Annotated in this window: 24 protein-coding genes; 15 read left to right on the top strand and 9 right to left on the bottom strand. The window is 39.7% G+C overall.

The window, feature by feature from the left end; genetic code table 11:
- Window positions 1-126: 126 nt before the first annotated feature.
- Window positions 127-912 carry a zinc ABC transporter permease subunit ZnuB gene (znuB, locus tag ABN099_RS00950; protein ID WP_349461810.1) on the bottom strand — a complete coding sequence of 262 codons (786 nt, stop codon included), beginning with the start codon at window positions 910-912 and terminating at the stop codon, window positions 127-129.
- The gene (znuC, locus tag ABN099_RS00945; RefSeq protein WP_349461809.1) at window positions 905-1,630 is read right to left on the bottom strand and encodes a zinc ABC transporter ATP-binding protein ZnuC; all 726 of its coding nucleotides are present in this window, start codon (window positions 1,628-1,630) and stop codon (window positions 905-907) included. The genes znuB and znuC overlap by 8 nt, the downstream gene beginning before the upstream one ends.
- Before the next feature lie 74 nt (window positions 1,631-1,704).
- Here znuC and znuA point away from each other — a divergent pair, with 74 nt between their 5' ends.
- The 3 genes from znuA (at window position 1,705) to lpxM (ending at window position 5,070) form a co-directional block, all read left to right on the top strand.
- Window positions 1,705-2,649: a zinc ABC transporter substrate-binding protein ZnuA gene (gene znuA / locus ABN099_RS00940; RefSeq protein WP_349461808.1), complete on the top strand. Its 945-nt coding sequence runs from the start codon at window positions 1,705-1,707 to the stop codon at window positions 2,647-2,649.
- A gap of 12 nt (window positions 2,650-2,661) precedes the next feature.
- Entirely contained in the window at window positions 2,662-3,990 is a 1,329-nt protein-coding gene (gene mepM, locus ABN099_RS00935) for a murein DD-endopeptidase MepM (RefSeq protein ID WP_349461807.1), read from the top strand.
- A 105-nt stretch (window positions 3,991-4,095) separates the two neighbouring features.
- Entirely contained in the window at window positions 4,096-5,070 is a 975-nt protein-coding gene (lpxM, locus tag ABN099_RS00930; RefSeq protein ID WP_349461806.1) for a lauroyl-Kdo(2)-lipid IV(A) myristoyltransferase, read from the top strand.
- 79 nt (window positions 5,071-5,149) lie between these two features.
- Here the strand turns inward: lpxM and pyk are convergent, their stop codons facing one another.
- Both pyk and ABN099_RS00920 read right to left on the bottom strand, forming a co-directional pair.
- Window positions 5,150-6,592: a pyruvate kinase gene (gene pyk, locus ABN099_RS00925; protein ID WP_349461805.1), complete on the bottom strand. Its 1,443-nt coding sequence runs from the start codon at window positions 6,590-6,592 to the stop codon at window positions 5,150-5,152.
- A 230-nt stretch (window positions 6,593-6,822) separates the two neighbouring features.
- Window positions 6,823-7,665: a MurR/RpiR family transcriptional regulator gene (locus tag ABN099_RS00920; RefSeq protein WP_349461804.1), complete on the bottom strand. Its 843-nt coding sequence runs from the start codon at window positions 7,663-7,665 to the stop codon at window positions 6,823-6,825.
- A gap of 354 nt (window positions 7,666-8,019) precedes the next feature.
- Between ABN099_RS00920 and zwf the strand changes: the two genes are divergently transcribed.
- The 3 genes from zwf (at window position 8,020) to mdtI (ending at window position 10,835) form a co-directional block, all read left to right on the top strand.
- Window positions 8,020-9,495, top strand: a complete 1,476-nt coding sequence (zwf, locus tag ABN099_RS00915) for a glucose-6-phosphate dehydrogenase (protein ID WP_349461803.1) — start codon at window positions 8,020-8,022, stop codon at window positions 9,493-9,495.
- A gap of 562 nt (window positions 9,496-10,057) precedes the next feature.
- Window positions 10,058-10,501, top strand: coding sequence for a multidrug/spermidine efflux SMR transporter subunit MdtJ (mdtJ, locus tag ABN099_RS00910; RefSeq protein ID WP_349461802.1), 444 nt, complete (start codon window positions 10,058-10,060; stop codon window positions 10,499-10,501).
- Window position 10,502: 1 nt separating this feature from the next.
- Complete coding sequence (mdtI, locus tag ABN099_RS00905; protein WP_349461801.1) at window positions 10,503-10,835, top strand: multidrug/spermidine efflux SMR transporter subunit MdtI; 333 nt, start codon at window positions 10,503-10,505, stop codon at window positions 10,833-10,835.
- Between the two features lie 170 nt (window positions 10,836-11,005).
- Here mdtI and ABN099_RS00900 read toward each other — a convergent pair whose 3' ends face one another.
- Window positions 11,006-11,350, bottom strand: coding sequence for a RidA family protein (locus ABN099_RS00900; RefSeq protein WP_349461800.1), 345 nt, complete (start codon window positions 11,348-11,350; stop codon window positions 11,006-11,008).
- 85 nt (window positions 11,351-11,435) lie between these two features.
- Here ABN099_RS00900 and ABN099_RS00895 point away from each other — a divergent pair, with 85 nt between their 5' ends.
- The 5 genes from ABN099_RS00895 to rnd all read left to right on the top strand — a co-directional run bounded on the left by ABN099_RS00895 (window position 11,436) and on the right by rnd (window position 18,094).
- Window positions 11,436-13,364, top strand: coding sequence for an ATP-dependent DNA helicase (locus ABN099_RS00895; protein WP_349461799.1), 1,929 nt, complete (start codon window positions 11,436-11,438; stop codon window positions 13,362-13,364).
- A gap of 149 nt (window positions 13,365-13,513) precedes the next feature.
- Window positions 13,514-14,209 (top strand): tRNA (adenosine(37)-N6)-threonylcarbamoyltransferase complex dimerization subunit type 1 TsaB, encoded by a 696-nt coding sequence (gene tsaB / locus ABN099_RS00890; RefSeq protein WP_349462228.1) that lies wholly within the window; start codon window positions 13,514-13,516, stop codon window positions 14,207-14,209.
- Between the two features lie 89 nt (window positions 14,210-14,298).
- Complete coding sequence (locus ABN099_RS00885) at window positions 14,299-14,892, top strand: Slp family lipoprotein (RefSeq protein WP_349461798.1); 594 nt, start codon at window positions 14,299-14,301, stop codon at window positions 14,890-14,892.
- A 296-nt stretch (window positions 14,893-15,188) separates the two neighbouring features.
- Complete coding sequence (gene fadD / locus ABN099_RS00880; RefSeq protein WP_349461797.1) at window positions 15,189-16,877, top strand: long-chain-fatty-acid--CoA ligase FadD; 1,689 nt, start codon at window positions 15,189-15,191, stop codon at window positions 16,875-16,877.
- A 98-nt stretch (window positions 16,878-16,975) separates the two neighbouring features.
- Entirely contained in the window at window positions 16,976-18,094 is a 1,119-nt protein-coding gene (gene rnd / locus ABN099_RS00875) for a ribonuclease D (RefSeq protein ID WP_349461796.1), read from the top strand.
- Between the two features lie 390 nt (window positions 18,095-18,484).
- Here the strand turns inward: rnd and minE are convergent, their stop codons facing one another.
- Genes minE through minC form a run of 3 tightly spaced genes read right to left on the bottom strand, consistent with a single transcriptional unit; the run spans window position 18,485 to window position 20,294 of the window.
- Window positions 18,485-18,754 (bottom strand): cell division topological specificity factor MinE, encoded by a 270-nt coding sequence (gene minE / locus ABN099_RS00870; protein WP_023582089.1) that lies wholly within the window; start codon window positions 18,752-18,754, stop codon window positions 18,485-18,487.
- A 3-nt stretch (window positions 18,755-18,757) separates the two neighbouring features.
- Entirely contained in the window at window positions 18,758-19,570 is an 813-nt protein-coding gene (gene minD / locus ABN099_RS00865) for a septum site-determining protein MinD (protein ID WP_349461795.1), read from the bottom strand.
- A 22-nt stretch (window positions 19,571-19,592) separates the two neighbouring features.
- Window positions 19,593-20,294 (bottom strand): septum site-determining protein MinC, encoded by a 702-nt coding sequence (gene minC / locus ABN099_RS00860; RefSeq protein WP_349461794.1) that lies wholly within the window; start codon window positions 20,292-20,294, stop codon window positions 19,593-19,595.
- A gap of 133 nt (window positions 20,295-20,427) precedes the next feature.
- On the opposite strand from minC, the gene ABN099_RS00855 reads away from it, so the two are divergent.
- The 4 genes from ABN099_RS00855 to ABN099_RS00840 are packed head-to-tail and all read left to right on the top strand — an operon-like array spanning window position 20,428 to window position 23,055.
- Complete coding sequence (locus tag ABN099_RS00855) at window positions 20,428-20,715, top strand: YcgL domain-containing protein (protein ID WP_349462227.1); 288 nt, start codon at window positions 20,428-20,430, stop codon at window positions 20,713-20,715.
- Window positions 20,716-20,739: 24 nt separating this feature from the next.
- Window positions 20,740-21,864, top strand: a complete 1,125-nt coding sequence (locus tag ABN099_RS00850; protein ID WP_349461793.1) for a lytic murein transglycosylase — start codon at window positions 20,740-20,742, stop codon at window positions 21,862-21,864.
- A 55-nt stretch (window positions 21,865-21,919) separates the two neighbouring features.
- Window positions 21,920-22,576: a fumarylacetoacetate hydrolase family protein gene (locus ABN099_RS00845; RefSeq protein ID WP_064720011.1), complete on the top strand. Its 657-nt coding sequence runs from the start codon at window positions 21,920-21,922 to the stop codon at window positions 22,574-22,576.
- A 35-nt stretch (window positions 22,577-22,611) separates the two neighbouring features.
- Entirely contained in the window at window positions 22,612-23,055 is a 444-nt protein-coding gene (locus tag ABN099_RS00840) for a YcgN family cysteine cluster protein (RefSeq protein WP_349461792.1), read from the top strand.
- A gap of 117 nt (window positions 23,056-23,172) precedes the next feature.
- Here the strand turns inward: ABN099_RS00840 and fetB are convergent, their stop codons facing one another.
- Window positions 23,173-23,949: an iron efflux ABC transporter permease subunit FetB gene (gene fetB / locus ABN099_RS00835; RefSeq protein ID WP_349461791.1), complete on the bottom strand. Its 777-nt coding sequence runs from the start codon at window positions 23,947-23,949 to the stop codon at window positions 23,173-23,175.
- Window positions 23,950-24,012 lie beyond the last annotated feature (63 nt).

The following is a 24,012-nucleotide window of genomic DNA, read 5'->3' as shown; positions in this document are numbered from 1 at the left end:
CATGCACAACTAAATAAAGTGAATGAAAGCATAAAAGCAAAAATAAAACAGAACATAAAAATAACCCTCAGTGTTGTTATCAGCTGAGGGTTATTTTTTGCATTATTTCTTATCGCTACATGTTGTTTACTGCTTTGTCGGTGCAAATAAACTTAATATAAATAAACTACTTGCCGCTAATACCACAGAAGGCCCTGCTGGCGTATCGTAAAAAGCAGAGAAGGTTAACCCTCCTGTGATCGCCAACATACCAACGGCGACAGCAATAACAGCCATCTGTTCTGGTGAACGAGCAAAACGACGCGCTGTTGCAGCAGGAATAATTAACAGCGAGGTGATGATTAGTGCCCCAACAAATTTCATTGCCAGACCAATGGTTAATGCCGTGATCATCATTAACTTTAATCGCTCACGTTGGATATTAACACCATCTACATAAGCCATATCTTGATTAATCGTCATGGAAAGTAAAGGACGCCATGAACGAATAATCACAAACAATACAACCACTACGCCAATAAAAATACTGATAATGTCTTGGTAATTTACGGATAACAGATCACCAAATAGATATGCCATCAAATCTACGCGCACATTTGACATTAAGCTCACCACAACAAGTCCTAAAGAGAGCGCGCTGTGTGCCATGATACCTAATAGTGTATCAACAGAAAGTTGCGGTTTGAGTTCTAACCACACCAATAAAATAGCTAACAGAAGGGTGACAGCAATAACCGCGTAAAAAGGCTCAATATTAAATAACAAGCCAAAAGCAACGCCTAATAAAGAGGCATGTGCTAGCGTATCACCAAAATAAGACATTCGACGCCAAACGACAAACGAGCCTAAAGGACCTGCTGCCATTGCTAAGAGCATACCGGCAATCCAACCCGGTAACAGCAACTCAATCATGACGGCACTCCTTACTGTGTTGATGATGATGACGATAAATAGCGAGTTGCTCAGCCCCACGACTACCAAACATAGCGATAAACTCAGGATGTGATGAGACCACATCAGGTGTACCAGAGCAGCAAATATGACCATTTAGACAGAGCACTTCATCTGTTTTTGCCATAACTAAATGCAGATCATGAGAGACCATTAAAATGGCACAACCAAGTTCATTGCGAAGCTGGTTAATCAAATCATAGAGTGCCAATTGGCCATTGACATCAACCCCTTGCGTCGGCTCATCCAACACTAATAACTGAGGGTGATTGAGAAGCGCTCTTGCTAACAATACTCGCTGGGATTCACCTCCCGATAACTTTTGCATTGGTTGATTAATTAATTTTGCTGCATCAACGCGCGCTAATGCGGGTAGAATATCTTTATCGTGCACACCCGGTTTTAAGGTCATAAACCGTTTTACGGTTAATGGCATGGTTGGGTCGAGATAAAGCTTTTGTGGCACATAGCCAATACGTAATGTGCGCTGGCGTATAATTTCGCCAGAAGAGGGCGTTAGTAATCCTAACACTAAACGAATAACGGTTGATTTTCCGGCACCATTAGGACCGAGCAAGGTGAGAATACGGCCTTCTTTTAAATTAAAAGAGATATCTTTTAATATTTCTTTTTCACCAAAAGAAACACAAACCGATTTTAAACGAATCAAGTCAGACATAAAATTAGCACTTGCAGAATCATTAAAACGTTATAATATAACATTTCCAATGATGATTCACGGGATTTCTCTCTATGTTACATAAAAACAACAAATTTGCGCATCGTTTTTTATTGAAATCATTTCTAGCGACAGCGATGATAGCTTCATTCAGTGCTTCAGTTCAGGCTGATGTGGTTGCTTCGATAAGACCAATAGGGTTTATTGCGGCAGCTATCGCGGATGGCGTCACTCCAACACAAGTATTATTGCCAGATGGCGCATCTCCACATGATTATGCGTTAAAACCGTCTGATTTAAAAAAAATCACTTCAGCAGACCTGATGGTGTGGGTTGGTCCTGATATGGAAGTGTTTTTAGATAGACCATTAAATAGACTTAGTGACAATCATAAGCTTGCTTTAGCAGAAACTAACGAAATAAAGTCACTTTTATTAAAAGATGATGATGACAATGTGCATAAATATGAGGAAAATCACGAACATCATTCTCATGGTGATTATAATATGCACATATGGTTATCACCAGAAATTGCGTTGTCGTCTGCAAAACAGATCCATCAACGGTTAATTGCGCTATATCCAGACAAGAAAGAACTTCTGGACGTAAACCTTGGTAAATTCAGCGAACAACTCAAGCAAACTGATAAAAATATTGTTAATATTCTGTCGCCCGTGAGAAATGAGGGTTATTTTGTCTTTCATGATGCTTATGGCTATTTCGAAAAACATTATAATTTAAAGCCGTTAGGTCATTTTACGATTAATCCTGAAATACAGCCGGGTGCGCAGAAATTACATCAAATACGAACACAACTGGTTGAGCAAAAAGCATCATGTATTTTTGCTGAGCCACAATTTAGGCCGACAGTGATAGAAACAGTGGCGAAAGGCACTGGGGTTAAAATGGGTGTATTAGATCCCCTAGGAAGTGGAATTGCTCTAAATAAAGAGAGTTACACAACATTCCTTACCCAACTAGCTAACCAATATGCGAGCTGCCTAAATGAAACACAATAAGGAATTGAAAAGGTGCAGCAGAAGACGAAATCCATTGCACAGGTATATTTAAATTTACCACTACCGCATAAAATAATGCTTGGCTCGTTAACTGCAGCAACATTGGCCGTCGCGATATGGCGGCCTATGGTGCTTCAAACAGAACAAAGCAGAGAAGTTCCTATCAGTATTCAAACACCTTTAGTGGTGCAAAGTGAAAATACTGATGACATTATTACAGATAGTAGTGATCAACTTACCGATGAAGGGCTTGTGGGCGTAGATGATGGTACAGATACCAGCACTGCGGTAGCACAAGTTCCTCACACTTATATCGTCTCTAGTGGCGACTCTTTAAGTACAATATTGACGCAGTTTGGTATCGACTCTGCTGATATTGCAACCATTTCAAATCAAAATAAAGATTTAAGAAACCTGAAAATAGGGCAACCTATTAGCTGGAAACTTGATGACGATGGTCTGCTACAAGAATTAAGCTGGGGTGTCTCTCGCCGTGAAACACGAGTTTACACTCGTACAGAAACGGGCTTCCAAGAAGCGAAAGAGTTCCAAAAAGGTGAATGGAAAAACAGTGTAACATCCGGTGTTATCCGCGGTAGTTTCTCTACAAGTGCAACAAATGCTGGATTGACCAACTCAGAAGCGCGTGCAGTGACCAAAGCGCTGCAATGGCAATTGGATTTTAGAAAACTACAAAGTGGTGATCAATTCTCCGCACTATTTTCTCGTGAAGTATTAGATGGTCGTACTGAGCAAAGCGAATTAATTGGTGTACGTTTACGCAGTGCAGGTAAAGATTATTATGCATTTTTAGCTGAAGACGGACGCTTTTACGATAGCCAAGCGGGTGGATTAGAACGTGGTTTTATGCGTTTTCCTACCGTTAAGCAATTTAGAGTCTCCTCACAATTTAATCCACGACGTGTTAACCCAGTAACAGGTCGTGTCGCACCTCATAAAGGTGTCGACTTTGCAATGCCTGTGGGAACGCCTGTTCTTGCCACGGGTGATGGCGAAGTGATCGTTGCAAAATATAGTGGCGCTGCGGGTAACTTTATTGCTATCCGTCATGGTAGCCAATACACCACTCGTTATATGCATTTACGCCAATTACTTGTTAAACCAGGTCAACGAGTTAAACGTGGTGACCGTATTGCGTTATCGGGCAATACAGGACGTTCTACAGGACCTCATTTACACTATGAACTGTGGATAAACCAACAAGCAGTAAATCCATTAACGGCAAAATTACCTCGTGCAGATGGTTTAACGGGCAAAGAGAAACAAGAATATTTGGCTAAAGTTAAAGAGTTAATGCCTCAGTTAACACTAGATAATTGACTATAAATACTAATTTGAAGACACAAAAGCGGATGATTGATATCATCCGTTTTTGTTTTATCGATTTTTACGCCTATTAGGGGTGTCAGTTCAGAGAGTTATCTGATGAATAAAGAAAAAGATACGGATAGTAAAGCAGGTTATGTACCTACTTTTCACCGCGCTTATTTGCATCCTCGACACTGGGGAACATGGTTTGGTGCAGGTGTATTAAGTGCATTGGCTTATATGCCAGTAAAATGGCGTGATCCATTCCTTGCTTCTATTGGTCGTTTTGTTGGGCGTAAAGCAAAAAGTGCAAGACGTCGTGCAGATATCAATTTGAGATACTGTTTCCCGCAGTGGGATAAAACACAACGTGAAGTTGTGTTAGATAAGATGTTTGAAACAGCACCACAGTCGTTTGTGATGCTTGCTGAGCTATGTTTAAGAGGACCTGAACGGATATTGCAGCGCACATCTTGGGAAGGCTTAGAGATTATCGAGCACTTAAAACAGCAAGGGCGCAATGTGATTTTTATGGTGCCTCATGGTTGGGCTGTCGATATTCCAGCTATGTTGCTCGCGGCAAAAGGGCAAAAAATGGCAGCAATGTTTCATCATCAAAAAGATCCTGTTGCGGATTATTTATGGAACAAAGCTCGTCACCATTTTGATGGACGACTGCATTCTCGTGAAGCAGGGATCAAACCGTTTATTTCAACAGTGCGTCAGGGTTTTTGGGGCTATTATTTACCCGATCAAGACCACGGTGCAGAGCATAGTCAGTTTGTTGATTTTTTTGGTACCTACAAAGCGACACTGCCAGCCATTGGGCGCTTAATGAAAGTGTGTCGTGCGGCTATCGTGCCACTGTTCCCGGTTTATTGTCATAAAACGCATCAATTAAAAATTATTATTCGTGAGCCTATGGATGATATTGATGGGCAAGATGATATGTATATAGCTCGTCGTATGAATGAAGAGTTAGAGGCATTAGTTTCGCCGACACCAGAACAATATACGTGGATCTTAAAATTACTGAAAACACGTAAAGAGGGTGAAATTGAGCCTTATGCTCGCGAAAATATATTGGACTAGCGAGTTGACGAAAAATAGTCATTAAATAAAAAACGGGCACTTAATAAAGTGCCCGTTTTGCTATTAGGATTTAAATAATTTATTCAACAGTAAGAATACGACAGGTATTAGTACTACCAACCGTTCCCATTTGGTCACCTTGAGTGACTAATACTAAATCACCTGGGATTAAAAAGCCTTTATCACGCAAACGTGCAATGGCTTCGTTAGCGGCGGCGATACCATCAGTATGGGTGCTGCAATAAACCGGTGTAACACCACGATAAAGCGCGGTTTGGTTAAGGGTTTTCTCATGACGAGACATGGAGAAAATCGGTAAACCAGTACTAATGCGTGACATCATGCGCGCTGTGCGCCCTGATTCTGTCATTGCAATAATCGCATTAACCCCTTTCATATGGTTAGCTGCGTACATGGTTGACATCGCAATTGCTTCTTCTGGGGTATCAAACATCATATCTAAGCGATGTTTTGATATGTTAGCCGCAGGCATTTTTTCAGCACCTAAACAGACTTGAGCCATTGCGGCAACCGTTTCTGCTGGGTATTGTCCGGCGGCTGTTTCTGCTGACAACATCACCGCATCAGTGCCATCTAACACCGCATTGGCAACGTCCATAACTTCTGCACGTGTTGGCATTGGGTTAGTTATCATCGACTCCATCATCTGTGTCGCGGTAATAACAACACGATTAAGTTGGCGAGCACGACGAATTAATTTTTTCTGAACACCGACAAGCTCAGGGTCGCCAATCTCAACACCGAGGTCACCACGAGCAACCATCACAACATCCGACGCGAGAATGATTTCATCAATAATTTCATCGTTGGCAACGGCTTCTGCACGCTCAACTTTAGAGACAATTTGGCATTCACAACCCGCATCGCGGGCTAAACGACGAGCAAGGTTGAGATCTTCTCCCGTTCTTGGGAAAGAGACTGCAAGGTAATCGACACCAATTTTGGCTGCTGTGATAATGTCTTGTTTATCTTTTTCAGTTAATGCATCAGCGGAAAGACCACCACCCAGTTTATTAATTCCTTTATTATTAGATAAAGGACCACCAACGGTGACTTCTGTAAAGACTTTTAAACCATCAACTTTGAGTACTTTTAGCTGAACGCGACCATCATCGAGTAGCAATATATCGCCGGGAACCACATCAGCAGGAAGACCTTTATAGTCAATACCGACTTTAGTTTGATCCCCTTCGCCTTTTTCTAGATTGGCATCTAGTAGGAACTTATCACCAACATTCAGGAAAACTTTTCCGTCTTTAAAGGTAGAAACACGGATTTTAGGACCTTGTAAATCCCCAAGAATAGCAACATGGCGACCAAGTCTTGCAGCAATTTCGCGAGTACGATTAGCTCGAGCGAGGTGATCTTCTGCAGAACCATGAGAGAAATTTAATCGAACAACGTTTGCACCAGCAATAATGATTTTTTCTAGGTTATTATCACGATCTGTTGCTGGGCCTAAAGTGGTAACAATTTTTGTTCTTCTGAGCCGTCTGGACATGTAATACTCCGTTGACCTTGAACGAAAGGTGTTGGCTATTGGATAAAATAGATATAAATATTAATTTATCCAATATGTTAAGTGAAACGCATCAAGCTAATTGTAACATACTCGGTTGTTTTCATCATATGCGAGAGTTAGCTCGCAGATATGCTACCATTTTTCAAAAACTTATCTAGTCAGCCGCACAAGAGGAAGTGTGACAATTCTAACAGAATAATTAAAAACGGTTACTTATCAAATCGTGAATCACGTAATGCTTCTTTGACGCGCTTCAAGTTATCTCTGAATTTTGGTCCACGGCGTAAAATAAAACCGGTTGCAAGAACATCGATAACAGTAAGCTGTGCGAGGCGAGAGATCATTGGCATGTAAATATCAGTATCTTCGGGCACATCAAGCAAGATAGGTAATGTGGCTTCACTGGCTAACAGAGAGCCGGATGTTGTAATTGCAATCACGGCGGCATCATTTTCACGGGCAATTTTTGCAACCTCAACTAAATTCTTAGTTCTTCCTGTATGAGATATCACCACGACAACATCGCCATCACTACTATTTATGCAACTCATACGCTGCATAACGATATCGTCGAAGTAGGTAACAGGAATATTAAAACGAGAAAATTTATTCATTGCATCGTGGGCTACCGCTGCCGATGCACCCAAACCAAAGAAAGATATTTTTTTAGCTTGCGTTAAAATATCAACAGCTCGATTTATTGCCGCGATATCAATATTATTTTTTGCATTTTCTAAGCCAGCCATTGCTGATTCGAAAATCTTATTGGTATAAGAAGAGACAGTATCTGAATCATCAATATTGCGATTTACATAAGGTGTACCGTTGGCAATACTTTGAGCCAATAGTAGTTTGAAATCAGGAAATCCTTTTGTCGCCATACGACGGCAAAAACGATTAACCGTAGGTTCACTGACATCAGCAGTTTTAGCCATCAGAGCAATACTTGAATGGATCACGGTTTGTGGCGTAGTTAGCACAACTTCTGCGACTTTTTTTTCTGATTTGCTCAAGATGTCCAGATTAGACTGAACCCTTTCCAATATATTCATTAAATATACAGATCCTTGGCTTTGCCAATTTCAATAAAAGGAGAAATCTATAACGGTTTTATGAAAATATACTACGCATAGAACAAGGCTTGCAGTGTTAACAACGCGTAATTAGGGCTTTTTTCGTTAAAGTATGACGTGTGTCTAACTTTCAGAGCTGAAAAATAGAAACAAAACAGTAATAAACTTACAAGAATAGCTAACTTGCTGAGCATAAGGTGATAGATAAGCAAAGACAACGTTGAGAGCTACAGAGTAAAATAGGTGTGTGTATTTACTGAATACATCCAAAAGAGTACATTAATACAAAATTCTGTAACAAAATTACAAAATCTCATCATGAGGAGACGTACTATGGCAGCGATATCGACTGCTCAGGCCTGTGATCTGGTTATCTTCGGTACGAAAGGGGATCTAGCACGCCGTAAGCTTATTCCTTCGCTTTACCAATTAGAAAAGGCAGGATATATCCATGCTGACTCTCGTATTATTGGTGTAGGGCGTGCGGATTGGGATAAAGCAGCGTATACAGAAGTTGCTCACGAAGCGCTAAAAACTTTTTTAAAAGAAGAGATTAACCCTGAAATTTGGCAACGCTTAAGTGCTCGTCTTGATTTTTGTAATCTTGATGTCAATGATTCAGAACATTTTGTCGATTTAGCTAAACACTTAAAACAAGACAAACTGCCGGCTATCTATTACTTTGCTATGCCACCGAATACCTTTAGTGCAATGTGTAAAGGGTTAGGTTATGCAAAATTAAATAAAGAACCCAACCGTGTCGTTATGGAAAAACCTTTAGGTACCGATTTGGCATCTTCGGTATCTATTAATGATAGTGTGGCGAAATACTTTAAAGAGAGTCAAATTTATCGTATCGACCACTATTTAGGTAAAGAGACCGTTTTAAACTTATTGGCACTGCGTTTTGCAAACTCCCTGTTTATTAATAACTGGGACAACAGAACCATTGATCACGTACAAATTACGGTTGCTGAAGAAGTCGGTATTGAAGGGCGCTGGGGTTATTTTGATCAGGCGGGTCAAATGCGAGATATGGTGCAAAACCATCTACTGCAAATTCTAACTATGATTGCGATGTCTCCACCTGCTGATTTAACCGCTGATAGCATTCGCCAAGAAAAAGTAAAAGTTTTACGTTCACTACGTCGAATTGATAATACTAATATTCGTGAAAAAACGGTTCGTGGGCAATATACCAGTGGTTTTGTACAAGGTCAGAAAGTACCAGGTTATCTTGATGAAGAGGGTGCAAATAAGACCAGTAATACTGAAACTTTTGTCTCTATTCGTGTTGATATCGATAACTGGCGTTGGGCAGGCGTCCCTTTCTATTTAAGAACGGGTAAACGTCTACCAAGTAAATGCTCAGAAGTTGTGGTCTATTTTAAAAAGCCAGCGCTAAATATCTTTAGTGAAACTTATCAAGAGTTACCACAAAACAAACTGACTATCCGTTTGCAGCCAGATGAAGGTATTGATATTGAAGTGCTAAATAAAGCACCGGGACTTGATCATAAGCACCGTTTACAAACCACAAAGCTGGATTTAAGTTTCTCTGAAACCTTTAATCAAACACACCTTGCTGATGCTTACGAGCGACTATTACTTGAAGCAATGCGTGGCATTCAAGCGCTGTTTGTTCGTCGTGACGAGGTTGAAGAGGCGTGGAAATGGGTAGATTCAATTATTAATGCATGGGAATGCGATAATGAGCTACCTAAGCCATATCAAGCGGGAACATGGGGTCCTGTTGCTTCTGTTGCAATGATCACGCGAGATGGTCGCTCTTGGAATGAGATTGAATAATCAATTTGTGTATTGATGTTCTGTTTTCTATACCCAGCAAATGCTGGGTATTTTTTTGATGCTAAGCATAACTACAGCACTTTAAATGAATAAAACCCATAATGAATCGCAAAAGGGTTGATTAGTTATGCATAGAAGTATCCGCTAGAAACTAAAACTTAAATAAAACCAACTAATTAACGTAAAAATATTTCTGAAAAGCGTTGCTTTAAATAATTTGGCATGATAGAAATATCATGTAACATTTAACCATCTTATATGAGGGTTCGGAGTATATCGTGCGGATGGTCTGTGCGATGAAAGAATAAAAAATCATGACTAGCGCCAAAAGCGTCAAAGTTAAACGTTCTACCTATAAGTTATTCCTTTCTGCTATTTTATCCAGCGAACACTACTGGTGTGGCGCATTATAGAAATCTCTCATCTTAGTTCCTGACACTATCAGGAAATGACGTTGCCTTAACGTTCGGCACTATTGCCGCCAGAAAGACTATCTACATGTTCTCTATCTTCTGCGCAAGAAACGTTTTGGCGTATTTCAAATGTGTATGAGAGATGAAAAATGATTTATTGGATATTTTTAGCCTTAGCGATTATTTGTGAAGTGATCGGTACTTTATCAATGAAGTACGCCAGTGTGAGCGGTGGCTACACGGGTATGATCGTAATGTGGTTGATGATTGCCACTTCCTATATCTTTTTAGCCATTGCTGTTAAAAAAGTAGCATTGGGTGTTGCATACGCCTTATGGGAAGGTATTGGAATTGTCATTATTACCGCGTTCAGTGTTGTCTGGTTTGGTGAATCACTTTCGCCTTTAAAATTGGGTGGGCTTGCAATGTTAATTGCAGGGATCACGCTTATCAAATCCGGTACTAAGAAATCGGCTGTTGCCAAGAAAACAACGGATTCGGTGAAAAGTATTGCTGGAAAAGCCAAGCATGTTGCCAGTGCTGTAAAAGGAGCTAATAAGCCTATTTCTGTGAATAATATCAAGGAGGCTTAATATGTTAGCTCAATTTGAATGGTGGCATGGTGCATTCCTTCTCCTTGCTGTAGTGCTTGAGATTATTGCCAATATATTTCTGAAAATGTCGAATGGTTTTAGTCGATTAGGCTTAGGAATTACATCACTTATTTGTGTTCTTGGTGCATTCAGTGCGCTCGCAATGGCAGTAAAAGGTATCGAGCTTTCTGTTGCTTATGCGCTTTGGGGTGCTTTCGGAATTATTGCAACCATCGCTGCGGGTTGGATCTTATTTAATCAACGACTCAATTATAAAGGATGGGGTGGAATAGTATTATTACTGGTTGGTATGGTAATGATTAAATTTGCCTAAATCTAATTAACGTAATGAGTAGAAATTGGTAAGAACAACAAACTTGTTATCACCGCAAAAATAACATATTTAAAAGGCTGGATTCTGATGAATTCAGCTTTTTTTTATACGACTATTTGTAGTTGCAAGAGATTAGTACCCGCAAAAGCGGGTGCTAATTAAAAACAAGCTTATAGTGCGGCAATAATTTTAATTTCTACTTTATATTCAGAGTTCATTAATTGCGCTTGAACAGTACAGCGTACTGGCGCACTACCTTTCGCAACCCATGCATCCCACGCTTGGTTCATTCCTACAAAATCAGCTTTATCAGCGAGAAAAATAGTCGCATCAAGAATTTTTGTTTTGTCAGAACCAACACGTTGTAATAACACATCTATTGCCGCTAATGTATCTGCTGTTTGCTCAATAATATCGCCAGATAAATTTTCCGGAACGCTGGTGTAATAGATAGTGTCGTTATGAATAACGGCTTCAGACCAGCGATCTTCTGGGTCGATACGTTTAATTGTCATTATTGTTTCTCCTTTGTATGAACTGCGTGGGTGGTACTTTTTGTTATCCACTGGCATAATTTACGTCTTATTTTATAAAAAGAGTATGCCTGTGTCAGACGATTTTGCAGAAAACGGGATTTTAACCCGAACCGTTCCAGGATTTCATCCCCGTGAAGCACAGCGACAAATGGCTCAATCAGTAACAGCGGCTATTGATAGCCAAGGCGTACTTATTGCTGAAGCGGGTACAGGAACAGGAAAAACTTACGCTTATCTTGTTCCTGCGTTACGCTCAGGTAAAAAAACCATCATCTCAACAGGCTCTAAAGCACTGCAAGACCAGCTCTATAGCCGCGATTTACCCACAATTACCGAAGCCATTGAGTATCAAGGTGTTACTGCGTTATTAAAAGGACGTTCTAACTACTTGTGTTTAGAAAGACTCGATCAGCAAATGCTAAGTGGTGGCGACCTTGAAGCCGAAATATTATCTGATGTGATGCATATTCGTCATTGGTCAACGCAAACAGAAGATGGCGATGTGAGTCGTTGCCATTTAGTTGCCGAAGATAGCCGAGTATGGCCATTAGTTACCAGCACCAACGATAATTGCTTAGGAAGTGACTGCCCACGATTTAAAGAGTGCTATGTATCAAGTGCACGTAAAAAAGCCATGGAAGCCGATATTGTCGTTGTGAATCATCACCTTTTTATGGCAGATACCGTAGTTAAAGACACCGGATTTGGTGAGCTTATTCCTGAAGCTGAAATTATGATTTTTGATGAGGCGCATCAAATTCCTGATATTGCCAGCCATTACTTTGGTCAGCAACTCACTAGCAGACAACTTTTTGATCTTGCAAGAGATATGACGATTGCTTATCGCACTGAAGTTCGTGACCAAATTCAACTGCAAAAAAGTGCAGATAGATTAACGCAAATGGTGATGGATTTTCGTTTAGCACTAGGGGAAACAGGATATAGAGGTAATTTACGTGAGCTATTACAAGGAACAGAAACTAAGCGTTTTTTAACTTTGCTTGATGATGCACTAGAGTTAAGTTATGACGTTATTAAGCTCTCTTTAGGGCGTAGCCAGTTACTTGATAGTGCATTTGAACGCGCTACGATTTATCGTAATCGGCTAAAACGCTTAATTGATACCACTATTCCTGGTTATAGTTACTGGTTTGAAAGTTACGGTCGTCATTTCCTATTAGCGGTAACACCACTCTCTGTTGCTGATAAGTTTCGAGAGTTAATCAAATCCCATAAAAGCAGTTGGATTTTTACTTCAGCTACACTTTCTGTAGATGAAAAAATGTCTTATTACACAGATAGACTTGGCTTAGAAAATGCGACCACATTAATTTTAAATAGCCCCTTTGATTATCAAAATCAGACGTTGCTTTGTGTTCCTCGTTATCTGCCACCATTAAACCAACCGAATACTGCAAAACGACTCGCGGCGATGCTTACCCCGATTATCTTAAAGAATCAAGGACGCTGCTTCTTCCTTTGTACTTCCCATGCCATGATGCGCGGATTAGCCGAAGAGTTTAAAGCAAGTTTACCTTTACCTGTGTTAATGCAGGGTGAAATGGGTAAAACGCAGTTATTACAAAAATTTGTCTCTTCTGGTAATGCGCTATTAGTCGCAACTCAAAGTTTTTGGGAAGGGGTTGATGTGCGTGGTGATACGTTATCTTGCGTCATTATCGATAAACTTCCCTTTACTGCACCAGATGATCCACTGTTAAGAGCTCGCATAGAAGATTGTGAGTTACGCGGTGGCGATGCGTTTCGTGATGTTCAAATTCCTGATGCAGTTATCAGCTTAAAACAAGGTGTAGGGCGATTAATTCGTGATGTACATGATTATGGTGCCATTATTATCTGTGATGACAGATTAGTGTCTCGTCCTTATGGTGAAGTGTTTTTAAGTAGCTTACCGCCATCACCAAGAACTCGGTCACTGCAAAAAACAGTCGACTTTTTGCAACACCGTGCACAACACAATGAAGCTCAATAGTTATTGGGTTAATAACAGCTAATGAGATCATAGTAACTATCTTGATCACAGTAACTATCGCACATAATGTGTGTTTATTCTGTTTAACACTATTATGATACTATTGTTTCTCTTTTAATTATCGAATTTGCCGGAGTTATGGCGTGTCACTGCGAATTTTAGCAATTGATACTGCAACAGAGTCGTGTTCTGTCGCAGTCTGGAATGAAGGTGTAGTTGCTTCACGTTTTGAAATCTCACCTCGTGAACATACACAAAAGATTTTACCCATGATAAAAAGTGCGCTGGAAGAAGCGGGCTTAACGTTACAAGATTTAGATGCTCTCGCCTTTGGTCAAGGTCCCGGTAGCTTTACTGGCGTCCGTATTGGTATCGGTGTGGCACAAGGTATTGCACTCGGTGCCGAGTTACCCATGATTGGGGTTTCTTCTCTTGCCACAATGGCTGAAGGTGTTTTTAGAACCACGGGCAACAAACAAGTGCTGGTGGCTATTGATGCTCGAATGGGAGAAGTTTACTGCGCTCAATATCATCGTGATGATAAAGGTAAATGGTTAGGAGAAGAAACTGAAGCGGTGATGAAACCAGAACAGTTTCTTGAAAGTCTAGCCAATATCCAAGGCGAGTGGGCTATCGCAGGTACGGGTTGGCAAGCTTATCCTGATATGCAAAATGCATTATCTGCAAACATCTCAGAGACTGAAATTACATTACCTGCAGCGCAAGATATGCTGCCTTTAGCTGTCAGTTATTGGCACGAAGGTAAAGCGACAAAGGTAGAGGATGCAGAACCGGTTTACTTACGTAATGAAGTAACATGGAAAAAGCTGCCAGGGCGTGAATAGCCTGTAATCAAGCTCTATTAGAAATCACAGAGTGCGACTATAATATTATTATAGAGTCATGCTTATTATTACTTGTAACGAGGTGGTTTATGAAAAGACAATTAAACTACTGTTTGGTAAGCAAAGCGCTATTTTTATCGGGTGCTTTGTTTCTAACCGGATGCGTCTCTATACCTGAATCAATTCAAGGCACAACAGCAGAACCTGTAACAAATTTAAATGTAGTGCTTGTCGCACCTGAACTATACCTAGGTCAAGAAGGGCGTTTTGGTGGACGAGTCATTGATGTTAAAAATTTAGCCTCATCGACACAGTTAGAAATTGCGGTAATGCCATTGTCTAAATACGATGCAGCGCCTGAGTTGCAACAACCATCCATTGGTCGTCTTTATGCCAATGTGCTGCATTTTCTTGATCCTGTAGACTATAAAAACCAATACGTTACCGTTGTTGGTACCATTAAAGGCGTGCAGGAAGGTAAGGTGGGTGAAGCCACTTATCCGTTTTTGCAAATGGATGTAACAGGCATTAAGCGTTGGACATTAACACAACAAGTTGTCATGCCTGCACCTACAATGTCATGGGGTTATGGCTACTATGGTGATGCGCCATTTTGGGGTTATCACTATGGATATGGTGGATACCCTACAGGTCCCGGACAAGTAATCACTGTTTTAGAGTAAAATACTGACTGTTATCATAATGATAGCATGATATTTTTCTTCCATTTATATGAAACGGTGTATAATCGATCCCTATGATTTATTAGGTAACTATCTAATAGAGTTATTAAAGTTAAATAAAAGAGAGGGCGGTCTTGACCGCCTTCTTTTTTATCAGCTCAGAAAAATAAAATATTTAGTGACACACTTCGCATCTTTACAACAGAAAATTGTTTGTGCTGGTAGGATGAGTTAATACTTTGTTAAAAATATACATAATATTAACCCAAGAAGTGCGATTAATCAGGAGTACTACTTTGGAAAAAGTCTGGCTTAAACGTTATCCGGCAGATGTACCGGCTGAGATTGACCCGGACCGTTTTGCATCCCTCGCTGAGATGCTTGAAAACGCTGTCGCAAATTTCGCAGATCAACCCGCCTTTATCAATATGGGCGAGGTCATGACTTACCGCAAACTTGAAGAGCGTAGCCGTGCTTTCGCTGCTTACTTGCAAAATGGTCTAGGATTAAAAAAAGGTGATCGAGTCGCCTTAATGATGCCTAATTTATTGCAGTATCCCATTGCGCTTTTCGGTATTCTTCGTGCTGGTATGGTGGTGGTTAATGTAAATCCACTTTACACACCAAGAGAACTTGAACATCAGCTCAATGATAGTGGTGCAAGTGCCATTATTATTGTCTCTAACTTTGCTCACACACTTGAAAAAATTGTTTTTAATACTAATGTTAAACACGTTATTTTAACCCGAATGGGTGATCAACTATCACGCCCAAAAGCGACTTTAGTTGATTTTGTCGTTAAATATATCAAACGATTAGTTCCTAAATATAACTTACCTGACGCCATTTCATTTCGTAGAGCAATGCATTATGGCTATAGAATGCAATATATCAAACCTGAAATTACAGGAAGCGACCTAGCATTCTTACAATATACAGGCGGTACAACGGGTATTGCTAAAGGGGCAATGTTAACGCATCGCAATATGCTAGCAAACCTAGAACAAGCCAAAGCCGCTTATGTACCCGCAATGAATGTTGGTAAAGAGCTCGTCGTTACCGCATTGCCGCTTTATCACGTTTTTGCATTAACAGTAAATTGCTTATTATTTCTTGAAATTGGTGGTAAAAATTTACTTATTACTAATCCTAGAGATGTTAAGGGCACAATTAAAGAGCTTGGACGTTACCCTGTCACGGCTATTACTGGGGTAAATACCTTATTTAATGCGTGGTTACAAAATCCAGAATTTCGTCAGTTAGATTTTTCTAAACTTAACCTCTCTGTTGGTGGCGGAATGCCAGTCCAGAGCAGTGTTGCTAAAGAGTGGGAAGAGTTAACGGGTAAACACTTATTAGAAGGATATGGATTAACTGAGTGCTCTCCATTGGTAACGGGTAATCCTTATAATCTGAAAAAATACAGTGGTAGTATCGGTTTGCCTGTGCCTTCAACAGATGTAAAATTTATGGATGATGAAGGTAATGAAGTTGACCGCACCATGGGTGGTGAGATGTGGGTACGTGGTCCACAGGTAATGAAAGGTTACTGGAATCGCCCTGATGCTACAGAAGAAGTGATGCATGATGGGTGGGTTGCAACGGGTGATATTGCAACAATGGATGATGAAGGTTTTATTCGCATTATCGACCGCAAAAAAGATATGATTTTAGTTTCTGGTTTTAATGTATATCCAAATGAAGTTGAAGATGTTGTTGCTTCGCACCCTAAAGTATTAGAATCAGCAGCAATTGGTGTACCAAGTAAAAACTCAGGTGAGACTGTCAAAATATTTGTGGTGAAAAAAGATCCATCACTGACCGAAGATGAACTAAAAACTCACTGCCGTCGCTATTTAACCGGTTATAAAGTACCTAAAATAATTGAGTTCCGTGATGAGTTACCAAAATCAAATGTTGGTAAAATTTTACGCAGAGAGTTAAGAAATGAAGAAAAACAGTTGAAAACCGCAACTGAATCTTGATACAACACATCACAACCTTTGACGAATTCGCCGGTTTATACCGGCGTTTTCGTCACTACATAAAAGTCATTAGACATAAAAAACAAGAGAAACCTGTTTTGAATTATCAATTGATTACGACAGACACTGCATTAAACATCGCATGTCAGGCTGCTTCCACTGTTTCACAAATTGCCTTAGATACAGAGTTTGTCCGCATACGTACCTATTACCCACATTTGGGACTTATCCAGATGTATGATGGTAAACAGATCTCTCTTATTGATCCGCTTGCTATCACGCAGTGGGCACCTTTTGTTGAACTATTAAACAACCCAGATATTGTTAAATATCTTCATGCTGGTAGTGAAGATCTGGAAGTTTTCTCTCATCAATTCGGGTGTGTACCAACACCAATGATTGATACTCAAGTTGTTGCTGCATTTCTTGGTCTTCCAATATCTTGTGGTTTTGCAACTTTAGTTGAGAAATACGAGAACGTGGCGTTAGATAAAAGTGAATCACGCACAGATTGGTTAGCGCGTCCATTAACAGAAAGGCAGTGCCAATATGCCAGTGCGGATGTGTTTTATCTTTTACCATTGGCTGAAAAATTAGTTGCAGAAGCAGAAGAGGCTGGCTATCTCGATGCCATTCGTGATGAGTGTGAAATGATTGCACAGCGCCGTCAAGAAACGACACAACCAGAACTCGCTTATCGAGAGATTGGTAATGCTTGGCAATTAAGAGGTCAACAACTTGCTTGTTTACAGATGCTAGCGCAATGGCGATTAAACCAAGCGAGATCTCGTGACTTAGCATTAAACTTTGTTGTTAGAGAAGAACATCTATGGTCTGTTGCTCGCTATCTACCTTCGTCATTAGCTGAATTAGATGCTTTATCGCTTTCAGGGCAAGAAATTCGTTGTCATGGTCGTCGGTTACTTGATTTTGTTATTAAGGCGAAAGAGGTTAACGATGAAGATTGCCCCGAGCCAGTACATAATTTAATTGAACAACCTCATTACAAAAAAGCATTTAAAGAGATTAAAGCGGTTATTCAAAGTGTAAGCGAAGGAGAGCGTTATAACCCTGAATTATTGGCATCTAGAAGACAGATAAACCAACTGTTAAATATTCACTGGAAGATAAAAGAAGGTGAGCCAGAACTGTTTTCTCGTTGGCGAAAAGCGTTACTAGAAGAGAAAATCAGGGAAATTTTAGCGCAATATCCATAATACGAGTTTTTGTTATTGTTCAGCGTTATAGAAAATGCAATAAATAGCCACAATAGATAAAGAGAGTTCCTTATATTGATAGCTTATTTTGATATAAAGGTATCGATATATAGAGCTCTTATTTTTTACCTGTTTTTAGCGTAAAAAAGGGCGCCTATAAAAAATATAGGTGATTTTCATTAATGTAATAATAAAAAAAATCTTAATACCTTCTAATTGCAATATGCTCCTGTACTTATCACCAATGATTAAAATAGCAACGAGATATGACGCTATTTGACCATTCGGATATATTGTTTCTCTATATAATTAAACACAGAGCCAATCAAATTAATTATAGTTCATGGCTGGCTCTGTGAGTAATGGCGTAAAATAGAGCATTAAATGTAATTACTTTGTTGGCTCTTCACTCTCAGGTAAAGTTACATTTAGCTCTAATACAGAGATATCATCACCTTTTTGCTCAAATTGAACAGAAAGCATCTCTGGGTCTATCTGTACATATTTACAGATAACACCTAATAAATCTCTTTTCATATCCGGTAAATAAGCTGGCTCGCTATCACCACGGCGGCGTTCTGCGACAATAATTTGCAGACGTTCCTTGGCAATATTGGCTGTCGACTTTTTACGCGACAGGAAAAAATCTAGTAAAGCCATCTTTTACCCCCCAAAAAGGCGTTTCAGAAAGCCTTTTTTCTCTTCTTCAATAAAACGGAATGGATGTTCTTCACCTAACAAACGATTTACGGTATCTGAGTAGGCTTTACCTGCATCAGACTCATTATCTAAAATAACAGGCTCACCTTGGTTAGATGAACGTAAAACGGATTGATCTTCTGGAATAACACCCAGCAGCGGAATGCATAGAATTTCAAGGACGTCTTCCATACTTAGCATATCACCCCGGTTGACACGTCCTGGATTATAGCGCGTTAATAGAAGGTGCTCTTTAATTGGCTCTTCGCCACGTTCTGCTCTGCGTGACTTAGAGGCTAGAATGCCCAAAATGCGGTCTGAGTCGCGCACAGAGGAGACTTCTGGGTTTGTTGTAATAACGGCTTCATCTGCAAAATAAAGTGCCATCAACGCGCCACTCTCAATACCAGCAGGTGAATCACAAATGACAAAATCAAATCCCATTTCATCGAGTTCATCTAGAACTTTTTCTACACCTTCACGAGTAAGTGCGTCTTTGTCTCTGGTTTGTGAAGCGGGCAGAATAAACAGATTTTCAGTGCGCTTATCTTTAATCAGGGCTTGATTTAAAGACGCATCACCCTGAATAACATTAACAAAGTCATAAACAACTCTACGTTCACAACCCATGATAAGGTCTAAGTTACGTAGCCCTATATCAAAGTCGATAACAACCGTTTTATGACCTTTTTGAGCGAGGCCGGTAGAAATGGCCGCGCTGGAAGTTGTTTTACCAACCCCACCTTTACCTGACGTAACAACAATAATGCGTGCCATGGAGTGATTCCTTGTCGATGCTCTAAATTAAGTTCTCGATAGTTAATTCATTCTCTTGCAAACTGAGTTGGACTGATTTCCCAACAAAATTGGCAGGAATTTGGTCGCTTAGCCAATATTGACCAGCAATAGAAACAAGTTCCGCAGATAAATGCGTACAAAAAATTTGGCTCTCTTTATCACCTGATGCACCAGCAAGTACGCGCCCACGTAATATGCCGTAAATATGAACATTGCCATCAGCAATTAATTCTGCACCTGCACTAACATTGCTGATAACCACTAAGTCACTATTTTGAGCATAAATGCGTTGACCAGAACGCACTGGTGTATGGATGATTTTTGTTTTCTGACGCACCTGAGTGGGTGCATCATTCGTTTTATCGTTATTTGCCTGAGTCGTAGGCTTTACTATTTTACCTTCATTTAAGATAGGTAACTGTGCGGCAATTATCGCTTCTTTCTGTTGAGTATCTGAACTGCCACTAATACCCACGACACGTAAGCCAGCATCTTCTACAATTCGCCTCAGTTTTTTAAAATCAATATTTTGATCTGCTAATGCAGAAACATTAATAACCACAGGGGCGTTTTTCAGAAATTGAGGCGCTTGAGCAATTTTTTCTGAAATAGCCTGACGAATAACCTTCGGTGTTCCATCATTTAAATGGAGTACCGAAAGGGTAAAATTACTGCCTTTTAACTCAATGGGCGTGTTTGACATCTATCTGACTCAGTAAATTTTTTATAATCTGGCACAAAAAACCAGAGACGATATTACGAAAGTATATAAGCATGTTATATTTACTAAAATATTCAGGCAAGTCGCTTATTTTAATAATTAGAGTTTAATGAAAATGATTTGTGCAATTTACCGTAGTACCAAGCGTGATCAAACTTATTTATACATCGAAAAAAAAGATGATTTCTCTCGAATTCCAGATGAATTATTACAAAGTTTTGGCGAACCTCAGTTTGCAATGTTGCTGAACCTCGCGAATAGACAGCGTTTAGCGCATGCGGATATCGAAAAAGTGAAACTGGCATTAGTTGATCAAGGATTTTATCTTCAAGTACCACCCCCTGTCGAAAGTATGTTGAATGCTTATTTAGATGAATTGAAAAAATCAGAAAAAACTGAATAAATCATCGAGATAAAAGGAGCTTTAATGTTCAAATATTCGTTCATCGCCGTAATTGTTTCTGGTTTTGTGCTATCTGCGTGTGCAGATAGCCAGCAAAAGCAAGTAGAAAAAAGTGCGCTACCCAGTGAAACAACCAAAGTTGAAACACCTGCACCTTTACGATGGAAACAGATCAATGTTAGCTCACTTGAGCAAACATTTCCTAAAGCGTCTCGCACAGCGGCACAATTTCCTGCTTATGTAGAGGCGTTAAAATTAAAAGCCGCTCAATTAGGTTATAAAGCAGAAACGATTGATTTTGCTTTTTCTGAAATTCACTTTATTGAACGAGTGGTGAAATCAGACCGTAATCAACCTGAAAAGAAAATCACACTTGATGTTTATCTTCCTCGTATTGTGACAAATGGTCGTATTAATGAGGGCGCTAAACTCTATCAGGCTAATCAAGAAGCCTTAGATCGTATTAGTAGTAAATATGGAGTGCCTGCAAACTATATAGTTGCATTATGGGGACTTGAAAGCGGCTTTGGTAAAGTGCAGGGTAAAGAAGATGTTATTTCTGCATTAGCCACGTTGGCATTTGAAGGTCGCAGAGAAGAGCTATTTAGTCGCCAACTCATGGCTGCGCTTGAAATCATTGAAGGTGGACATTTGCCTCAAGGACAGCGTTTAAAAGGCTCATGGGCAGGCGCGATGGGACAAACACAGTTTATGCCATCCTCTTTCCTCACTTATGCTGCTGATGGCGATAATAACGGTACCATTGATATTTGGAATAGCCGTGAAGATGCCTTTGCTTCTGCGGCAAATTATCTGGCAACAGAAGGCTGGAAAAATGGACTACCATGGGGTGAACAGGTTACTTTATCGATAGATTTTAACCAACAACTTGAAGGTATTAAGGCAGAGCAACAAAAAACGGTCGCGCAATGGAAAGCGTTGGGTGTTCAGTTGCCCGCTAATAGTCAGCTAAGAGATGACATGCCTGTTTGGTTAATTATTCCTGATGATGATATGCACAGAAGCTATTTAGTGACACAGAACTTCCGTACTATTATGCATTGGAACAGTTCTTACTTTTTTGCACTTAGCATAGTCACAATGGCTGATGGCGTTGCTAATAAAATAAATTCACTGCCTACAAAGTAATAATCGGCTTTTGCAGTGAAATAAAACACAGCAATTTACCTATAAGGAAAATATTATGTATCAACACAGAGACTGGGAAGGTGCGTTGCTTGATTTTCCTGTCAATAAAGTGATTTGTGTAGGCAGTAACTATGCGAACCATATTAAAGAGATGGGCTCAGTGCGTTCTGAAGAGCCGGTTATTTTTATCAAGCCAGAAACCGCAATGTGTGATATTCGCCAACCTATTGCTATCCCAAAAGAGATGGGTGCTGTTCATCATGAAATTGAATTAGCGGTATTAATTGGGCAGCCTCTTAAACAAGCCAATGAAGATCGTGTCGATCGCGCTATTGCTGGTTTTGGTATTGGTCTCGATCTTACTTTACGTGATCTACAAACAAAACTAAAAAAAGCGGGACAACCTTGGGAAAAAAGTAAGGCATTTGATGGCTCTGCGCCACTGTCTGGTTTTATCCCAGTAAACTCATTTGGCGATCCTCAAAATGCAGATTTAACACTGCGTGTAAATGACGAAATTCGTCAGCAGGGTAACAGTCGTGATATGCTAACGCCAGTTTTACCCCTTATCAGCTATATGTCTCGCTTTTTTACCCTGCGTCCTGGTGATGTTATTTTAACGGGAACACCTGAAGGTGTTGGTCCGTTAGAATCAGGTGATATGTTGGTATTAAGTGTTAATGAGCATCAGCTGACAACGCGGGTTATTTAATTCGTTTTGATGAGCAATAAGGTAATAACGTAGAGATGACACAGGCTTTTTGGCAGACTAAAACATTAGATGAAATGAGTGATGATGAGTGGGAATCACTGTGTGACGGATGTGGACAATGTTGTTTACACAAGTTAATGGATGACGATACTGATGAAATTTATTTTACTAACGTGGCTTGTAATCAGTTAAATATTAAAACCTGCCAATGCAGTAACTATGAAGATCGTTTCCGTTATGAGCCAGATTGTATCAAGCTTACTCGGCATAATTTACCTACATTTGAATGGTTGCCAATGACTTGTGCTTATCGTTTATTGGCAGAAGGTAAAACGTTAGCTAATTGGCACCCATTAATTGCGGGCAATAAAGCAAAACTGCACCAAAGTAATATTTCTGTAAGATATATTGCAGTGCCAGAAACCGAAGTAGAAGATTGGGAAGATCATATTCTAAATCGCCCCAAAGGGCGTGGTTAGAGAATCTAAGTCACTCTCAACATAAACAAAAAAGAAGCCTAAGCTTCTTTTTTGTTTTCAAAATTAGAGTAGAACAGGGTCAATATTTATCTACATTAATAGTTAAACCTATCCTTATTAATTCGAGTTATTTAACACAATTAACTGATGGCGCTGATTAAAGAATTTCTTATAGGTTAAATAACAGGCAATAATAGTAGAAAGGCTTGCCGTTGCCATTAACATAAAGGTGACCATAATTTGATATTTAACTGCCTGTAATGGATCAACACCCGCAAAAATAAGCCCTGACATCATACCCGGTAAACTTACAATACCCACTGTTTTTGCTGCATCTACGGTTGGAATAAGCGATGATTTAATACTATCGCGAATAATACTCATCGTCGCTAATTTAGGTGTTGCACCCAAGCTTAACATCTCTTGAATTTGTTGTTGCTGATTTTGAAAACGCTGACCTAAATTATTATAGCAAAGGCCTGTCGCTATCATGGCATTACCTGCAATCATACCTGTGATCGGTATAATTTGAATGGGGGTAAATGCAATTGAGCCTGTTAATAATAAAATACTTAACGTTAAAAGTGCACCAGTGGTAATTGCGGTAAAAGAGATAATAAAGATATCTTTTACATATTTACTGCGTTTTTTCGCATTGTGTGCAGCGTTATAACAGATAAACAGCACCATTAAAAACGTCAGAATAAAGTGGTCAACATGAAAAATATAAGTCAGCACATAACCAACAATCAGTAATTGGATAATTGCTCTGACTGTGCTCCAAATAATATCTTTCTCTAAAGAGAGCTTCTCTTTATGGCTAATAAAAATAGCGACTAGCACGAGTAAGAGAGAGAAAATAAGAGATTCATTACTTATCGTATGTTCGTTCATAATAGTATGTTCGCTCATAACAAAGGGATTACGGGTAAAAAAGCATTAACTCACAATTAAAAA

Origin of the sequence: Proteus hauseri, from assembly GCF_040139125.1 — a bacterium.
In the GTDB taxonomy this organism is placed as follows: Bacteria; Pseudomonadota; Gammaproteobacteria; order Enterobacterales; family Enterobacteriaceae; genus Proteus; species Proteus hauseri_B.
Note: the sequence above shows the minus strand (reverse complement) of the source record. Positions and strands in the feature narration are given on the sequence as shown.